This window comes from Bradyrhizobium sp. URHC0002 (genome assembly GCF_054059515.1).
Window position 1 is genome coordinate 4,890,963 of record NZ_JBSSCF010000001.1, and the last position, 15,691, is coordinate 4,906,653.

Here is a 15,691-nt window from a genome sequence, read left to right on the forward strand (position 1 = left end):
CGCCGCTACCCGAGCTTGAGCAACGCCTGCAGGAATTCGCTCACCGCTTTGCGCGCTTCCTGTGCGGTGGTCGGATTGCCACCGACATGCGGATTGAGCGCGATGCAGGCGTCCTTGTAGGTGAATGGCTCCTTCGTATCGTCGTTCATCAGAACGCCGCCGTCGCCCTCCTTGAGACGGCAATTCCGCGCCGACTGGGCATTGGTCGATACGGCGATCGTGCTGACGCCGAGCAGGCCGGCATCGAAGCCATGTGCTGAATCCGGATATTCCGTCAGCGCCACGTCGCGTTTGGCTTCCTGCAGGCGGGTGAGATAGGCCTTGCAACTCGAGACCGGGTTATAGTCGTCGGGCGTGCCGTGGTGGATCCGGATCGGACGCGCCGCGACCTCGGTATCGGTGGCATAGCTGGTCGAGCAATCCGGATAGAACGGAATGTAGGCGGCGAACTGCGCGCCGGACTTGTTCCATAGCTTGTGGAAGCGATCGAGACTGGCATAGAGCGTGGCCTGTCCGCCGCGGGAAAATCCCATCAGCACAATGCGGTCAGTATCGACGCGCGGATGTTTGGCCAGGATCTCCAGCGAACGGTAGATGTCGAGGATGAAGTTGAGCCGGCCGAGCAGCGCCTGGTTGGGGCCGACCGCCGTCAGCCCGCGGCCGCTGAAGCCGTCGATCACGAAGGTCGAAATCCCCATCGCATTGAAATGGCGCACCCACGGATCCATGCCGGCGCCGACGCCGCTCGAGCCGTGCATCAGCACCACGACCGGGAGTTTTCCGCTGCCTTGCGCGATGCGGAATTCGCCGGCGACGGTGACCTGCTTGCCGTTGGCATCGCCGGTGAGGAATTGCTGGTCGGAAATCGTCAGCGACGGGATCGCGTAGATTTCGGTCCGTGCCGCGACGTCCTTCGGCATCGATTGCGCTGATGTTTCGATGCAGGTGACCAATAGTCCCGTGCACAAGATCGCAGCCGCAGCCGCCACGCGCCAATCCGTCAGCATCCATTTCCCCCGATGTTTTCTTTATGGCCGCAACTAGATCAAGCGGCGGGCAGGCTGTCAATTTGCGCCGCCAATGTCCCGCTGCGTCACGCCTTGCGGGGGCCCTGGAAACAGGGGAGTATTGCGGTAACTTTGGAGGAGCGCATGGCCATCATTTCACGGGCCGCAGGCGTCGTCTTGCTCCTGGTTGGACTAGCCCTGCCGTCGGGAAACGCGCGTGCGGCCGAGCCGTCTTACGACGACTACGTTGCGGAAGTGAAGGCCGGCAAGCTCGACATCGACTACACAGCTTTCCGCATGGCTCATGTTGCCAGCTCAAAATACGAACCCTACGGCGCCACCCGGCTCCTGGTGATCCAGATGAAGAAGGCCTTCACCGCCGGCGATTGTCCGGCAGCGATGGCGCACGCAAAGGAGATATTCGAGGTCAACCTCGTTCAGATCGACGCCCACTTTGTAACAGCCGTTTGCCAAAGGAAGGCGGGCAACGAGGAGGAGGCGCGTCGGGAGCATGCGATGCTCATGGGGTTGGTCAAATCCGTGCTCGGGTCGGGTGATGGAAAGAGCCCGGAAACCGCCTTCGTCGTCATCGCCATCGAGGAAGAGTACAGCGTGTTGGCTACCTTTTCGCTGACGCTGGTCAGCCAGTCGCTGGTGAACCTGGGAGCATCCGCCTTCGACCGGATGGAGGTCAAGAAGCGGGATTCGGACGAAACCTTAACGCTCTATTTCAACGTCGACCGTCCGTTGCAGAGCACGTCGCCAAAGAAGCCGTAGACGATCACGCGACGACGGCGGCTCACTTTGAGCGTACCGCCGGTCTAAGCCTTGGTGGACGGCTTCCCGATTCGCCCCATATGCGTGAAGCCAAAACCGCTGGCGTATTTCAACCCGTAGCCAAGCGCGCGGTCGAAGCCGATATGGGCCAGCCAGATCATGGCGATCGAAAGAATGAGCGGCGAGGCGGTGGCAAATCCGCCGGTCATCATCGTGACTGGCGCGAGGTAGCTGTGCACGGCGTTGTAGACGAGGGCGCCGAAACGCGGCCCCGACAGGTAGGCCGCAAAACTGAGGTCGGGCACGAAGAACAGCAGGCCGTAAACCCACCAGTCGCCGTCCCAGATATAATAAAGCAGCGTCATACCGATAAAGAGCGCTAATCCTTCCAGCCGAAGCACCGTTCGCGGGCCTCCGGTAACGGCGCCGGACGCCCCGGCGCTTGCGGTATCGGTCATTCCATTCCCCATAGTCAGGATGCGGATATAGGGGGTGCCAGGCGGCGGTACCAGAGGCCGGAAGGGGTGTTTCCGCTTCCGAAAATGCCGTGTTAGAAGGCCTTCAAATCGGCACTAAAAGCGGGCGGAAAGCAGCATGAAGGACATCCTGGACACCCTCGAAGAACGGCGCGCCGGCGCCAAGCTCGGCGGCGGCGAAAAGCGCATCGAGGCGCAGCATGCCCGAGGAAAATTGACCGCGCGGGAGCGCATCGAGCTCTTGCTCGACAAGGGCTCGTTCGAGGAATTCGACATGTTCGTCGAGCACCGCTCGACCGAATTCGGCATGGAGAAGTCAAAAGTGCCGGGCGACGGCGTCGTCACCGGCTGGGGCACGGTGAATGGCCGCAAGACGTTTGTGTTCGCCAAGGACTTTACCGTGTTCGGCGGCTCGCTGTCCGAAACCCACGCGCTGAAAATCACCAAACTTCAGGATATGGCGATGAAGGCGAGGGCGCCGATTATCGGCCTCTATGACGCTGGCGGCGCGCGCATCCAGGAGGGCGTGGCGGCACTCGCGGGCTATTCCTACGTGTTCCGCCGCAACGTCATCGCCTCGGGCGTGATCCCGCAGATCTCCGTCATCATGGGCCCGTGCGCCGGCGGCGACGTCTATTCGCCGGCGATGACCGACTTCATCTTCATGGTGAAGAACACCTCTTACATGTTCGTCACCGGCCCCGACGTGGTGAAGACGGTCACCAACGAGGTGGTCACGGCCGAAGAACTCGGCGGCGCTTCGGTGCACGCCACGCGCTCCTCGATTGCGGACGGTGCGTTCGAGAACGACGTCGAGACGCTGTTGCAGATGCGCCGACTGATCGATTTCCTGCCATCCAACAACACCGACGGCGTGCCGGAATGGCCGAGCTTCGACGACATCGAACGCGTGGACATGTCGCTGGATACGCTGATCCCCGACAATCCGAACAAGCCCTACGACATGAAGGAACTGATCCAGAAGGTCGCGGACGAGGGCGACTTCTTCGAAATCTCGGAAACCTTTGCCCGCAACATCGTCACCGGCTTTGGCCGCATCGCCGGCCGCACGGTCGGCTTCGTCGCCAACCAGCCGATGGTGCTGGCGGGCGTGCTCGACTCCGACGCTTCGCGGAAGGCCGCACGCTTCGTTCGTTTTTGTGACGCCTTCAACATTCCGATCGTGACGTTCGTGGACGTGCCGGGCTTCCTGCCGGGCACAGCGCAGGAATATGGCGGACTGATCAAGCACGGCGCGAAATTGCTGTTTGCGTATTCGCAATGCACGGTGCCGCTCGTCACCGTCATCACCCGCAAGGCCTATGGCGGCGCGTTCGACGTGATGGCGTCCAAGGAAATTGGCGCCGACATGAACTACGCCTGGCCGACTGCCCAGATCGCCGTGATGGGCGCCAAGGGCGCGGTCGAAATCATCTTCCGCAGCGACATCGGCGACAACGAAAAGATCGCCGCGCGAACGAAGGAATACGAAGACCGCTTCCTGTCCCCCTTTATCGCCGCGGAACGCGGCTACATCGACGACGTCATCATGCCGCATTCGACAAGGAAGCGGATCGCGCGGGCGCTGGCGATGCTCAGGGATAAGAAGGTCGAGATGCCAGCGAAGAAGCACGACAACTTGCCGCTGTAAGGCGGTGCGTGGTGTATAGGGTGGGTTAGCCGAAGGCGTTCGTGGCTACTTAGCACACGCGGCAATATCCCCAAGATGCGCAACAGCTGCCGGCGGCGCAGCCGACCGCGCAGCCGACTGCGCAGGCACGGACCGCGCAGCCGCGGACCGCGCAGCCACGACAGCCACGAGCCGCGCAGCCGCGGCAGCCACGGGCCGCGCAGCCACGGCAGCCACCGCATCCGCGAGCTAGCTGCACGCCCCTGCCAACGTTTTCCTTATCGAGGAGATGGAACGTGGCGAGACTGACGTCGGCCATTTCCTCTTCGCTAAGAACGAAGCGCTGATTGGACGTGGTATTGTCAGATTGCGCGATATCAGCAGCGGGCATCGTGGATGCTGATGTGCTACCCAGCAGTGAAAAACCCAGTCCGGTGGCACCCAGCACCGTCATGGCGGCGGCTTTGGTTGTGCTCTTCTGCTTCGAAGCCTGCTTGACCCGTGGCATGGTCTGCATCCTCCGTAAGTTCTTATGATGGAGCTTGGGGTGGCAAGTGTGCGCCCGGCAAACCCGGCACGCAAGGAGAATCGCTCCCATTCATCTTCATGAACGAGATCGCCGTGATCATCGGACGATCCGAATTTATTTAGCTTCGCTCACCCACCCTACTAAGCTGAGCCTTATTCCATCGCAAACTCAGCGCGTTATGCTGCCTTCTGCTTCTTGAAGGCTTCCGCCGCGCGTTTTTTCAATTCCGCTGGCGCGACGTCTTCGATGTGGGTGCCGAAGAACCAGCTATTGCCGGCGGCGTCCTTTACGCCGCCGCTGCGGTCGCCGTAGAATTGATCCGCTGGCTCCATGATCGAGGTGGCACCGGCCTTGATTGCCAGCTGATAGGCGGCATCGACATCGGGCACGTAGAGATACAGCATGACGGGCATGGCCTTGGCGTGCTCGGAGGCGTCGGAGATCATCACCATGGAATCACCGACCTTGAGCGTCGCGTGCATGACCGTGCCGTCCGGCCGCAAGGTCGGCTCGTGGTCATGCTGGGCGCCCAGCGCCTGTTCCATAAAGCTGATGGTCTTTTTCGCGCCCTCGACGATGATGTAAGGCGTCACGGTGTGAAACCCTTTCGGGATCGGTTTTACGGTGCCGTCCGGAATGCGGTTGGAAATCGGTGTGGCGCACTCTCCGGTAACATGAAGGTATCGTTTCAGGCGGCGACGTCAATTGGCTGATCAATGGGTTTTGTGGCGAGCGTCTGCCAACCGTCAACCTTGCGCATGTTGATCTGACCGGAGGCAAGCAGCGCCCAGAACAACATGGCAGCGGTGTCGGCTGACGGCAGCACGGTTTGCGTTTTGATCCGCCGCTTGAATTCCTCGTGCAACCGCTCGATCGCATTGGTGGTGCGTACGCTGCGCCATTGGCTCGGCGGCAGCCGGGTGAAGGTGAACAGGCGGTCGCCGGCTTCCTCCATGCTGTCGGCAACGGCGCGATGCTTGAGCCTCCATTTGCGAATGAAGGCCTTGCGGCGGGTTTCGATCTCCTCAGGCGTCGTCGCGTAGATCATGTCGTTGTAATCCACGGTGATCTCGTCATGCAGCCGCTCGGGGGCATGGGCGAACAGGTTCCGGTGCTTGTGGACCGTGCAGCGCTGGACCGGCACGCCGTCCCAGACAGAGGCGACGGCCTTGTCGAGCCCCGGCGCGCCATCGACGATGAGGAACTCGGGCCGCCGCAGCCCGCGCGTGATGAGATCGTCCAGCACAGTGCGCCAGGCCTCGGCGCTCTCGCCACCCATGCTCTTGATTGCGAGCAGCACCTTCTGGCCATCCGCGCGCACGCCAAGGACAACGAGCAGCGAGATCGAGGTCGCCTTGCGGTCGAGCCGCACGCGAACGACGGTGCCGTCCAGGATCAGGCGCACGACCGGCTCCCCGGCCAGCGATCGGGTGTTCCAGCCGTCCCAGTCGCTCTTCACCTTGCGCCACGTCCGGCTCACCGTGTCCTTGCCGACCGTCCCGCCGAACAAGGCCGCCAGCGCGCGGCGCACCCGCCGCGTATTGGTGCCGGCCAGATACGTGCTCGCGATCAGCGCGTCGGCAGCCAATGTGCGGCGTTGATAGGCCCGCAGCGCCTGGCTCTTCCATTCCGTCGTCTTGCCCTCGGACGTGGTCAACCGGGCGCGCGGCACCGCGATCTCGATCGGCCCGAACGTGCCCGTCAGCGACCGCGTGCGGCTGCCGTGACGGTGGCCTGTAATGCCCGATCTTCCTTCGTTGCCGGCCATCTGACTTCGTCCGTAACGCGGCCGTGCCAGCGCCTCATCAAGCTCGCTGCGCAGCAGCTCTTCAATAAACCCGCGTGCCCGAGCCCGCATCTCGGTCTCAATCGGATCAAACCAGTTGTCGAAAAGTCGGCAAGTCGTCGCTGCTTCAAGCTGCGAGGAACCGGGCTTCGTGGTAATGCTCGTCATGGCGTAGTCTCCAGTCCGACGCTTCAACGCCGGATGATTCGAGGTTGATCACCCCGGAGACTACGCCAACCTCATTCCTACCAACTCCGCGACGGCACCGGTTTTACTTTCGCAGCCATGGCAGTCTCCTGTGGCGTTGAACGAACCGAAATAACGCGCAGCGGCCAAATCGGTTTGCCGAAACCGGGCGCAAAATGAGCCGCGCGAAAATGTGATAGGTCTAGGCCGACGGTCCGCGGCAAAGGTTCCCGTCGTCTTCGAGCCCGGGACGGACCTCCATCAGCCGGTCGGTGGCTTGCCGGTGTTGACCGCCAATTGAGCGTCGAAAGCCCGCTTGTAGGCGGGTCGCGCTTCGCCGCGGGCGACATAGGCGGCGAGGTTCGGATATCCGTCCAGAATGCCCGATGGTTTCAACCTGAGCAGTACCGACACCATCATCAGGTCGCCCGCGCTGAACCCACCGTCGAGCCAGTCCGCACGGCCAAGGCGAGCGGAAAGTTGCTTCAACCGGTCGCGGATGCGATCCTCGACCAGAGGCAGGCGCTCCTTGCTCCAGGGCTTGTCGCCCTCCAGAATCTTGGCGGTCATGAGTTCAAGGATCGGCGGCTCCACCGTGTTGAGCGCGGCAAACATCCATGTGATTGCGCGCGCCCGCGCATCGGCATCATCAGGCAGCAGGCCCGTATGGCGCGCGGCGATATGGAATACGATCGACCCTGTCTCGAACAGGGCGAGATCGCTTTCCTCGTAGGTCGGAATCTGGCCGAAAGGATGCAGCGCCAGATGCGCGGGTTCCTTCATCGCACGAAACGAAACAAGGCGAACCTCGTAGGGTTGGCCCGCTTCTTCAAGTGCCCATCGAACGCGCGTATCACGCGCAAGTCCCTTGCCACCATCGGGTGACCGCTCAAAGGCGGTAATAGTGATGGTCATCGTGATGCTCCTGAGTGAAAAGGCTGCGGGGCTGGCTAGCTGTCAAGACAAACTCACCGAAATCGAAGACAACCACGTTCCCTATCCGGTTTGTCCGCATAGCCCGTAGGGTGGGTCACCGCGTACTATCCGCTGCAGCGAAATGCGCCATCTGGTCTGCACGTGCCTTCACGAAGGCCGGGCGGGCCGTGGCGCGCGCGATGTAGTCCCGGCAGGCGGGATGGCCCGACAGCCCGTCGAAGCGATCGACGGGGCGCAGCACATCGGACATGAGGATGTCGGCGACGGAGAAGGACCCCGCCAGCCATTCGCGTCCTGCCAACACCGCCTCCAGGTGCTTGAGCCGGATCTTGAGGAATTCGTCCAAAAACTTCGATGCCGGCTCGCCGGTGAACTTGAACATGGACCATGGCAGGCTCGCCATCTCGACGGAATTGAGCGCTGCGAACACCCATTCCATCACCTCGCTGCGACCGCGCAAATCGGCCGGCATCAGTACCGAACTCAGCTCGCCGAGATGGAGCAGGATCGCGCCGCTCTCGAAGATCGAGATGTCGCCATCGGTCAGCCACGGCACCTGGCCGAACGGCTGGTGCGCGAAGTGCGCAGGCTTCCGATCGCCAAACGGCACGCTCTCGACGCGATAGGGCAAGCGAGCCTCTTCCAGCGCCCAACGCACACGCAGGTCCCGCACATGGCCCCGCGGCATCTCAGGAACCCAATCGAAGGTAGTCAGCGTCAGGTCGGCCATTCTGCACCTACATGTCCTGCTTCAAAGCAAAGGACGAGCGAACGGCTCGCGTTCCGACATCAGTGACATCTTTTTCGTCATCGCAGACAGACATCAGCATACCCTTGTATGTCTCTTTCATCCCATCTCATGCCCGCAGCTTACGCTCGTACAATTTAGCGGCCGCGACAGGTCTTTATACTCTCGGGCTAGTAATCGTCGTTCTCCAGCGGGCGCGAGGTGGGTTTCGACATCTGTGACCGGGATCACTGCTCCGAGGCGTGAATCGCTGGACTGTCGCGATCAACACGCGGTTGCTGGACTGAAAGGTCTTCGAGGAACGCTCAAATGAACATCTTCATTCAGAAGCTCAATGGTCTGTGGTACCTCATCATTGGGTCGTGCCAGATCCGAACGCCGTTCCTGGAGACACAGGACCGGGAGCTGGTCGTGACGTACGCTTGGCGAGCCTACCCTGGCGCCAGGATATTCGAACGCGACTGATTTTTGCAGTTGCGCCGCACCGCTCGCACTTGGGCAGCGCGTAGGGCGGGTTGGCGTTAGCGTACCCCGACGTCTTTGCGTCATAACGAGCGCGGCGGGTTACGGCTGCGCTCAATTAGCGTTAGTGTAACCCACCAATATCGCGATACGCTGTTGGCTTTAAGCGGCCGAGCGCCTGGTCGAGCAGCGCGATGCGAGATTCAATCGTCGCAATAGATCCGTAAATCGGCTTGGCGATCCGCATGCCCTGGCGTTGGCGGTTCGCCGCTTGCCGGGCAGTTGCGCGTTGCTGTCTTTGGGCTTTTGCCGGGCGTCGCCTTCAAGCGGCTTGATGCCTGCTTTGGAGTTTTGCCCGGGTTGGCCGGTAATGGTCGCGGTCGTTGCTGGAGCGAGTGGCAAGGGCGTGAGCAGCGCCTCGGCCGCCCGCGGCGCCGGCGGTGCGCCGGGTGCGACGAACCAGCGAGCAAGCGCTTCAGATCCAATAGCCGGTTTCGGCGGCACGTCATCGAGCATCGCAACGGGAACCTCCGGCTCGGCCGGTTTCGCGCTCGCCGCGACGACGGGTTGTGGCGCCTCCACCAAGGTTGCCGGCCCTGTCGTCTCGGCCGTGGCCGCTGGCCCGAAGGTGTCGGCGGTGACCGAGAGGACCGCGCCGATCGCAAACAACAACGCCAATGCCAGCCACATGACGGTTTGCTTCATTGCCGCTTCCCCGAGGCCAATCGAACAAAAAATTCGCCGTATCCTTCAAGTCCGGGACGGCGCTTGGCAGCTTCAAAATCAATTTGGGCTGGCTAGAGGCGGACTGATGGCGCTGGAGGGTCGACCTCGGGGCAAGCGCCTTGCGGTTGAGACCAGGGAGCCCCGCTGCGCGCCGCGTGGTGCTCTCTGAGCAATCACGCTGGGGCAGGCGACGCCGTAGCCCGGTGCGCTGTACCCAACCTATGACGCCTTACTGCCCGAGCTTCGCCAGCTTGCCTTGCTTCGCGGCCTCGACCGCACGCTCCGCATCCTCAGGCAACAGCAGCCGCTCGGCCACTTGCCGCGCCGCCTCGCGGCGCACCGCGGCGACATAGACGTCGTTATCCGCATAACGTTCTGCAATCGACGGCCGTGGGTCGTGTATTTCCTTTCGTGCCGCTTCGGTCGGCGCAAACGGCACCACGGCGCCCTGCAATGGATACAACGCTGTCGGCCCAAAACCTTGCGCGCGTGGATTCCACGCCGTGTAGGTCGCGCGCGGCACGGCAAGCGCAAGCTGGCGGATGCCTGAGATCGCCAGGCCGTCGTCGTCCGCCTTCGGCACGAACACGGGATAGCGGCCGATCTCCTTGGGCGGCAGCACGCTCTGGTCGGAGAAGGCGGCGATCGTATGGATGCCATTGAAGGGGAGGCCGGGGATATCGGTGCGCACCGCGCTCTCGGCCCCGACCAGTGTACCATGGGCGCGCATCGGCACGCGGCTTGCCGGCGGCGGGACGCCATCGCTGATCCAGGCATTGAGATCGGTCAAGAGCGCGCGCATCGGCGCGCCGGCGTGAACAGGGTTTTGCGACAGCGACAGCGCAGCCACGCCCTTGCGCATCACGTCGGCGGGGTCGGCGAAATGCGGCGTGCCCGCGATCATGTAGGCGCGGACAGTGTCGGGCAAATCGAGGTGGTTGCCGGCGAGATCGGTCACCAGCAGCGAGGCGCGGGAGGCCCACCATTCATGCTCACTGTCGGTCTGCATCACCCTGGGGCAGGTCACGGACAGCGCGCAGCGGCGCAACAGGCCGTCGGTCTTGCCGGAAATCGGGTCGCTCAGCGTTGCATAGGTGAACGGGAACAGGTCGGCCTGCCAGGCCGGGTCCTGCGGATGGCGCGGGTTGCGGCCGGGCAGGCCGAAGCGGACATTGGTCGACATCCGCCGGGTCCCCGCGACATGCGGCATCAGCCCATCGAACACGACGCGGCCCTGAACGTCTTCATTGAAGCCGAGATAAAGGAAGTCGCGCAGGAAGCGGCCGGATTGCGAAACGCCGAAGCCGATCGCGCGGCTGACGGAGGGATGCAGGCCGTTGAGCAGCGGATTGGCCGGTGTCGCATCGCGACGCAGGAAGCTTGCGACATCGCGCACCGCGGCAAAGCCCATGCCGAGCGGCACCGGATCGCGCGCCGTGTAGGTGATCTCGTAGAGCGCGCCGGCATCGAAACCGTCGGGCCGCGTGATCTCGACGGTTGAGGGATCGGCGAGGCGGGCCGAGAGGCCTGACGGCGTCTGGCGCGCGTCGGCCCAGGCGGCGCGAACGGTGATGGTGAGGTTGGCGGGATCGGCCGCGGGCCAGGTCAGGGTCGCTCGTGCCGGACTTGTCGTGGTGTCGAAAACGAATTCCTCGCGCGCCGGACCCGTCACGCCCTTGAGCACCGGCGCGGTCAGCGCCATCTGCCCGGGCCTGGAGGGGATGTCGCCCTGCCAGCCGACCCAGACCATGGTGTAGCCTTGGCGGTGCAGGAAGCCGATGCCGGCGTCGTCGGCGCTTTGTGCGTTGTTCGCGCCGGGCTGCGATGAATCGTCGAACAGTTGCGGCGCGAGCTTGCGGCCGCGATTGGGCACATCCAGCAGCAGCGTGCCGTTGCCGCGCGCAGGATCTGCGGGACGCAGGATCACGACGTCGGCGGTCGCTTCCACTTTGCCGTCGGGATTGCGCGGCGCCTGCGCGAGATCGGTGGTGACAGCGTTGCGATCGTCGGACGGATCGAGAGCGATGGTGGCGCGCGCGGTGATCCGCTCATAGGGACCGACGTCGCCAAAGCTGCGACCAGCAAAGGCCGGCTGGCGTTCCACGATACCGAAGCGAACGACCTCCGCCCGGAGTGTAATCGGTGAGAGGCAAACTGCCGCGATCGCGCCCGCCAATATCCTGCGCATGGCCGTTCCTTCCCTGTCTGGCGCGAGAGGTTGAAACCCTCTTTCGCGCTCGTTTTTGTCGCGGACATCTATAGCATCGCGCGGCGAGGGCGCGCGGAAGAATATCAACGGATTTCAGCAATTCGCTTAGAACGTCAGCGCCGCCGGCGCGTAGGGTGGGCAAAGGAGCGCTAGCGACGTGCCCACTATCTATCACCGATCGCGCTTCGAAAGGGTGGGCACGCTTCGCTTTGCCCACCCTACGAAGCTGCGAGGCCGATCTTATTTCGTCCCCAGCAGCGGAACAAAATCGTATTCGCCGACGCCTTGCAGAACCAGGAAGGTAAGCGACTTCGCGCCCCCGTTGGTCACCAGATGCGGTCGCGTGGGTTTGACGACATAGACTTCGCCCGGCTTCAGATTCACTTCCTCTTTCGGCTGCTGCAGGAACAGCCGCATGTGGCCTTCCAGAATGTAAAATGTATCTGACACATTGGTGTGGGTATGCCACGGCACCTTCTGGGTTGCAGAGAGCTGCAACTCTGCAATGCGAAAGCCGGGGCGCTCGGCGTGGTATGCACGACGTTCAACTTCGTAAAGGTGACTGGCGTCCTTGACTGGCTGCGGCTGGTTCATGACGGCCTCCCTCGATCATCCGCCCCATCGCGTGGTGATGGGACATAATAGCCTTCCTCTGGTCCTCACGAAACGGTCGGCCGGTAGGGTAGGTTAGCTTCGTAAGGTAGGCAAAGCGAAGCGTGCCCACCATCTCGACGCCGCAAGAATGGTGGGCACGGGGCAAAGCGCCTTTGCCCATCCTATGAGACTGAGGCCGCCGCGACCGCTGCCGTTCACTCCAGATCGTTCTTCTTCTGCTGCTCGCCGTCGCGAAGGCGCTGCGCGATCGCGGTTCGCCTCGGTATCAGCGCGGCCTCATCCGCGAGTCGTTGCGCGAGGTCGGAGTGATATTGCTGTATGACGTCGAGCACGGCTTCCTTGGCGAGCCTTCGATGATACTCGGAAAGGAATCTGTGCAGGTCAGCGAGCTGTTCGTCGTCCATGGCCATCGCGCCTCAGCCGCAATCCCAAGAACATACCGCAACCTGTTGATCACGTGCCAGCTTTCGACGCGCTTAGTTACTTTCCGGGAACGAATTCGGATGGTCGTCGTGGCCCGCGGCCGGCCGATATCGGCGGCCCGCCGCCCGTCCGTTAACCATCTGTTAACCATGCCGGCCTAGCCTGTGGTTATTGCCTGTGATCACTGCGGATTACCGCCGGTTCGTTCGAGGAGAACAGCCGATGTCAGTTGAGATTCTGACCTATGGCGCCCTCGGCGCCCGCCTGAACATTTCGCCGGTGGCTGCCCGTTCGCTTGCCAGGCGGCTCCAATTGCCGCGCTCGCTGTCGGAGGATGGCAAGGCCCTGGTGAGCGTCGATCTTGCCGAAATCAAGCATAGGCCACAGCCGCCGGGCCGTCGCCAGGCCGGCGACGTCGCCCAGTGGACGACAATGGTCGCGGCATTGCACGTGGAGATCGCGCAGCTTGAAGCAAGCGTAGCCGGCCACCGCGCCGATTTCGAGCACGAACGCGAGCGCGCCGATCGCCTGATGGCCGATCTGCTGCAGGCGACCGCCGAGGCCACGGCCGCCAGGGAGGCGGCGGCGCGGCTCGAAGGGGAGGTCGCAGTCCTGCGGACCCGTGCCCGCACTGATAGCTCGATCGAAAAGACGGAACGGCGGCTGGGGCAACTCGCCGCGACCCTGGTGGACGCAGACCGCAAGGCTGCGCGTGGATAGCCATCCCTTTCTCATTTCGCCGCCTGGCGGAGCACTCGTGGGGCAACAATGACTGACATCACCGGTATTCGCGAGCTGAAGGCGCGCATCGTCGTGTGTGGGGTCGGCGGCGCCGGCGGCAATGCCGTCAACAACATGATCGAGGCCGGGCTCGAAGGCGTCGACTTCATCGTCGCCAATACCGATGCACAGGCGCTCACCAGTTCGAAGGCCAGGCGCATCATCCAGATGGGCACGCAGGTGACCGGCGGCCTTGGCGCCGGCGCGCAGCCTGATGTGGGGCGCGCGGCGGCGGAAGAGGCCATCGAAGTGGTCCGCGATCAATTGGCCGGCGCACACATGGTGTTCGTTACCGCCGGCATGGGCGGCGGCACCGGCACTGGCGCAGCCCCCATTATCGCCAGGACCGCGCGCGAGCTCGGCATTCTCACCATCGGTGTCGTCACCAAACCATTCCAGTTCGAGGGCCAGCGCCGCATGCGTTATGCCGAAGCCGGCATCGCGGAACTGCTGAAGGAAGTGGACACCCTCTTGATTATCCCGAACCAGAACCTGTTCCGGGTCGCCAACGAGAAGACCACATTCTCCGATGCCTTCGCCATGGCCGATCAGGTGCTTTATTCGGGCGTGGCCTGCATCAGCGACCTCATCGTCAAGGAAGGCCTGATCAATCTCGATTTTGCCGACGTTCTCTCGGTCATGCGCGAAAAGGGTAAGGCGATGATGGGCAGGGGCGAGGCGTCCGGCGACAAGCGCGTGCTCAACGCCGCTATTGCTGCGATTTCCAACCCATTGATCGAGGATCCCTCGATCAAGCGCGCCAGCGGCCTGATCGTCTCCATCACCGGCGGCAGGGACTTGACGCTGTTCGAGGTCGACGAAGCTGCGACCCGCATCCGCGACGAGGCCGATCCGGACGCCAACATCATCGTCGGCGCCACCTTCGATGCCAACCTCGATGGTGTCGTCCGCGTCTCGGTGGTGGCGACCGGCATCGATAATCTCGGTTCCGCGCGCGAGCGGCCGCCGGCGGAAAGCTCGCTGACGGACCTTGCCTCCAGGCTGGGCAACGACAGGCGCCGCATCACGGAGCGGATCGAGCATAATGTACCGCCGCAGCAATACGCGCGTCCGCCGTCGCTCCTCCCGACGCCCCGCCACCTCGAGGGACGAACGGCCAAGCCGATCGCGGAACATGCGCGGCCGACGGCGCCGCAGCGCCTCGATCCATACGGCCGCACCGCTCCCGTACGGAACCAGGTCGAGGAAAAGGTTTTGGACATCCCGTCCTTCCTGAGCCGCAAGGCCAACTGAGCCGCCGCCGGAACCAGGGCAATCGTCATCCAGGCGAGGAAGCGCTGCGACGCCGGCTTGGGGAAGACGGCCGTCCATGCCGTGCGCGGACGCAAATTCTATTCTCCGACTCCGTCCGCATTGCCTAAAATCAGCCCTATACTTTCCATCCTCCAGCCTTGCTTTGGTCAAAACGGCGGTAGGGTGTAGTCTACAATCCGACGATCGCCCGTTCAGTTGACGGCAAACTGGCAGGAGGCGCCCATGGATTCCTCGGCAAACACCAAGCAAGCCGATCCACGCGATGCTGGTCCGGGACTGTCCACGCAAGACATCGAGCTGGTCGCGCGCGCCGATGAACGGCTCGCGCATGCCTATGAACAGATCGCCCGCGTCGACGAACAGATTTCGAGGATGGAGCAGGATGCCGCACGGAAGAAGGCCGCGAACAAGCTTCGTCGGCCGTCGCGTGGCAGGCCCGCGCTGCGCGGCTTCATCGCCCTGCTGTTGACAGCGGGCGTCTGTTTCGCCGCTTTCGCCTCGCGGTCCTATGGCGAGACGGCCAGGCAGATGATCTCCCGGTGGGCACCGCAACTGGCTTCGTCGCTACCGTCGGCAGCACCGGAGCTCGCCGCCCAGCAGAGCCGGCCTGCTGTTCAGGTGGCCGCGGCGGACGCAGCAATTGCGCAATTATCGCCTCCGGCTCAGACCGCGCCGCAAGAGGTGGCATCCGCCCCGATCCCACCGGAGGTGACGCAGTCGCTCCAAACGATGGCGCGTGATCTCGCAAGCGTGCAGCAGGAGATCGAGCAGCTCAAGGCCAGCCAGGCGGAATTGGTCCGCGAAAATGCCAGGACCGCCGAACAGCTCAAGGCGAACCAGGAACAAATAGCGCGCGCGATCTCCAGCGCCTCCGAGCAGAACCTGCGGAACGCAGCGGCGGCATCGGCTAATCCGCCATTGCCGGTTGCCAAGCCTGCGCGTAAGCCCGTGTCGACGCTTCCGCCGACGCAGGCCAGAGCGCAAGTGCGGCCGCGGGCGCCGGTGCAGTTGCAGTCCCGGCAACAGTAGTTTTCACAGGCGTCGCCGTCCGCCGAGGGCGGTGTTGCCTCTCTCGCTGGTCGCAATATTTTCCAGCGCTCGGAATATGGTTGGCGCGCCTGCGCGA

15 protein-coding genes are annotated in these 15,691 nt (G+C 63.2%); 5 read left to right on the plus strand and 10 right to left on the minus strand.

All coding sequences use genetic code 11. The features are described from left to right. Positions 1-5: 5 nt before the first annotated feature. Entirely contained in the window at positions 6-1,007 is a 1,002-nt protein-coding gene (locus tag ACVWVY_RS23760) for a dienelactone hydrolase family protein (protein WP_456628651.1), read from the minus strand. 144 nt (positions 1,008-1,151) lie between these two features. On the opposite strand from ACVWVY_RS23760, the gene ACVWVY_RS23765 reads away from it, so the two are divergent. Next, positions 1,152-1,784, plus strand: coding sequence for a DUF4919 domain-containing protein (locus tag ACVWVY_RS23765; RefSeq protein WP_456628652.1), 633 nt, complete (start codon positions 1,152-1,154; stop codon positions 1,782-1,784). Between the two features lie 44 nt (positions 1,785-1,828). On the opposite strand, the gene ACVWVY_RS23770 is transcribed toward ACVWVY_RS23765, so the two are convergent. After that, complete coding sequence (locus ACVWVY_RS23770; RefSeq protein WP_456628653.1) at positions 1,829-2,242, minus strand: DUF4260 domain-containing protein; 414 nt, start codon at positions 2,240-2,242, stop codon at positions 1,829-1,831. 136 nt (positions 2,243-2,378) lie between these two features. Between ACVWVY_RS23770 and ACVWVY_RS23775 the strand changes: the two genes are divergently transcribed. Beyond that, on the plus strand, positions 2,379-3,911 hold the full coding sequence (locus ACVWVY_RS23775) for an acyl-CoA carboxylase subunit beta (RefSeq protein WP_456628654.1): 1,533 nt from the start codon (positions 2,379-2,381) through the stop codon (positions 3,909-3,911). Positions 3,912-4,595: 684 nt separating this feature from the next. On the opposite strand, the gene ACVWVY_RS23780 is transcribed toward ACVWVY_RS23775, so the two are convergent. From ACVWVY_RS23780 to ACVWVY_RS23815, 8 genes are all read right to left on the minus strand, one after another. Further along, on the minus strand, positions 4,596-5,012 hold the full coding sequence (locus ACVWVY_RS23780) for a VOC family protein (RefSeq protein WP_456628655.1): 417 nt from the start codon (positions 5,010-5,012) through the stop codon (positions 4,596-4,598). Between the two features lie 95 nt (positions 5,013-5,107). Next, positions 5,108-6,373 (minus strand): IS256 family transposase, encoded by a 1,266-nt coding sequence (locus tag ACVWVY_RS23785; RefSeq protein WP_456627335.1) that lies wholly within the window; start codon positions 6,371-6,373, stop codon positions 5,108-5,110. A gap of 279 nt (positions 6,374-6,652) precedes the next feature. Further along, positions 6,653-7,306 carry a glutathione S-transferase family protein gene (locus ACVWVY_RS23790; RefSeq protein ID WP_456628656.1) on the minus strand — a complete coding sequence of 218 codons (654 nt, stop codon included), beginning with the start codon at positions 7,304-7,306 and terminating at the stop codon, positions 6,653-6,655. Positions 7,307-7,421: 115 nt separating this feature from the next. Next, entirely contained in the window at positions 7,422-8,057 is a 636-nt protein-coding gene (locus tag ACVWVY_RS23795) for a glutathione S-transferase family protein (RefSeq protein ID WP_456628657.1), read from the minus strand. Between the two features lie 642 nt (positions 8,058-8,699). Then, positions 8,700-9,242, minus strand: a complete 543-nt coding sequence (locus ACVWVY_RS23800; protein ID WP_456628658.1) for a hypothetical protein — start codon at positions 9,240-9,242, stop codon at positions 8,700-8,702. A 250-nt stretch (positions 9,243-9,492) separates the two neighbouring features. Then, positions 9,493-11,451, minus strand: coding sequence for an alpha/beta hydrolase domain-containing protein (locus ACVWVY_RS23805; protein WP_456628659.1), 1,959 nt, complete (start codon positions 11,449-11,451; stop codon positions 9,493-9,495). 261 nt (positions 11,452-11,712) lie between these two features. Continuing rightward, positions 11,713-12,066: a cupin domain-containing protein gene (locus ACVWVY_RS23810; RefSeq protein ID WP_456628660.1), complete on the minus strand. Its 354-nt coding sequence runs from the start codon at positions 12,064-12,066 to the stop codon at positions 11,713-11,715. Positions 12,067-12,281: 215 nt separating this feature from the next. Further along, entirely contained in the window at positions 12,282-12,491 is a 210-nt protein-coding gene (locus tag ACVWVY_RS23815) for a hypothetical protein (RefSeq protein ID WP_456628661.1), read from the minus strand. A 241-nt stretch (positions 12,492-12,732) separates the two neighbouring features. On the opposite strand from ACVWVY_RS23815, the gene ACVWVY_RS23820 reads away from it, so the two are divergent. The 3 genes from ACVWVY_RS23820 to ACVWVY_RS23830 all read left to right on the plus strand — a co-directional run bounded on the left by ACVWVY_RS23820 (position 12,733) and on the right by ACVWVY_RS23830 (position 15,594). Further along, the gene (locus tag ACVWVY_RS23820) at positions 12,733-13,230 is read left to right on the plus strand and encodes a hypothetical protein (protein WP_456628662.1); all 498 of its coding nucleotides are present in this window, start codon (positions 12,733-12,735) and stop codon (positions 13,228-13,230) included. Positions 13,231-13,278: 48 nt separating this feature from the next. After that, complete coding sequence (ftsZ, locus tag ACVWVY_RS23825; protein ID WP_456628663.1) at positions 13,279-14,544, plus strand: cell division protein FtsZ; 1,266 nt, start codon at positions 13,279-13,281, stop codon at positions 14,542-14,544. A 243-nt stretch (positions 14,545-14,787) separates the two neighbouring features. Continuing rightward, positions 14,788-15,594, plus strand: coding sequence for a hypothetical protein (locus tag ACVWVY_RS23830; RefSeq protein WP_456628664.1), 807 nt, complete (start codon positions 14,788-14,790; stop codon positions 15,592-15,594). Positions 15,595-15,691 lie beyond the last annotated feature (97 nt).

Bases quoted from the DNA above. Each gene is read 5' to 3' on its own strand.
- ACVWVY_RS23760 (WP_456628651.1), bottom strand. From the start codon at position 1,007: ATGCTGACGGATTGGCGCGTGGCGGCTGCGGCTGCGATCTTGTGCACG.
- ACVWVY_RS23765 (WP_456628652.1), top strand. From the start codon at position 1,152: ATGGCCATCATTTCACGGGCCGCAGGCGTCGTCTTGCTCCTGGTTGGA.
- ACVWVY_RS23770 (WP_456628653.1), bottom strand. From the start codon at position 2,242: ATGACCGATACCGCAAGCGCCGGGGCGTCCGGCGCCGTTACCGGAGGC.
- ACVWVY_RS23775 (WP_456628654.1), top strand. From the start codon at position 2,379: ATGAAGGACATCCTGGACACCCTCGAAGAACGGCGCGCCGGCGCCAAG.
- ACVWVY_RS23785 (WP_456627335.1), bottom strand. From the start codon at position 6,373: ATGACGAGCATTACCACGAAGCCCGGTTCCTCGCAGCTTGAAGCAGCG.
- ACVWVY_RS23790 (WP_456628656.1), bottom strand. From the start codon at position 7,306: ATGACCATCACTATTACCGCCTTTGAGCGGTCACCCGATGGTGGCAAG.
- ACVWVY_RS23795 (WP_456628657.1), bottom strand. From the start codon at position 8,057: ATGGCCGACCTGACGCTGACTACCTTCGATTGGGTTCCTGAGATGCCG.
- ACVWVY_RS23800 (WP_456628658.1), bottom strand. From the start codon at position 9,242: ATGAAGCAAACCGTCATGTGGCTGGCATTGGCGTTGTTGTTTGCGATC.
- ACVWVY_RS23805 (WP_456628659.1), bottom strand. From the start codon at position 11,451: ATGCGCAGGATATTGGCGGGCGCGATCGCGGCAGTTTGCCTCTCACCG.
- ACVWVY_RS23810 (WP_456628660.1), bottom strand. From the start codon at position 12,066: ATGAACCAGCCGCAGCCAGTCAAGGACGCCAGTCACCTTTACGAAGTT.
- ACVWVY_RS23815 (WP_456628661.1), bottom strand. From the start codon at position 12,491: ATGGACGACGAACAGCTCGCTGACCTGCACAGATTCCTTTCCGAGTAT.
- ACVWVY_RS23820 (WP_456628662.1), top strand. From the start codon at position 12,733: ATGTCAGTTGAGATTCTGACCTATGGCGCCCTCGGCGCCCGCCTGAAC.
- ftsZ (WP_456628663.1), top strand. From the start codon at position 13,279: ATGACTGACATCACCGGTATTCGCGAGCTGAAGGCGCGCATCGTCGTG.
- ACVWVY_RS23830 (WP_456628664.1), top strand. From the start codon at position 14,788: ATGGATTCCTCGGCAAACACCAAGCAAGCCGATCCACGCGATGCTGGT.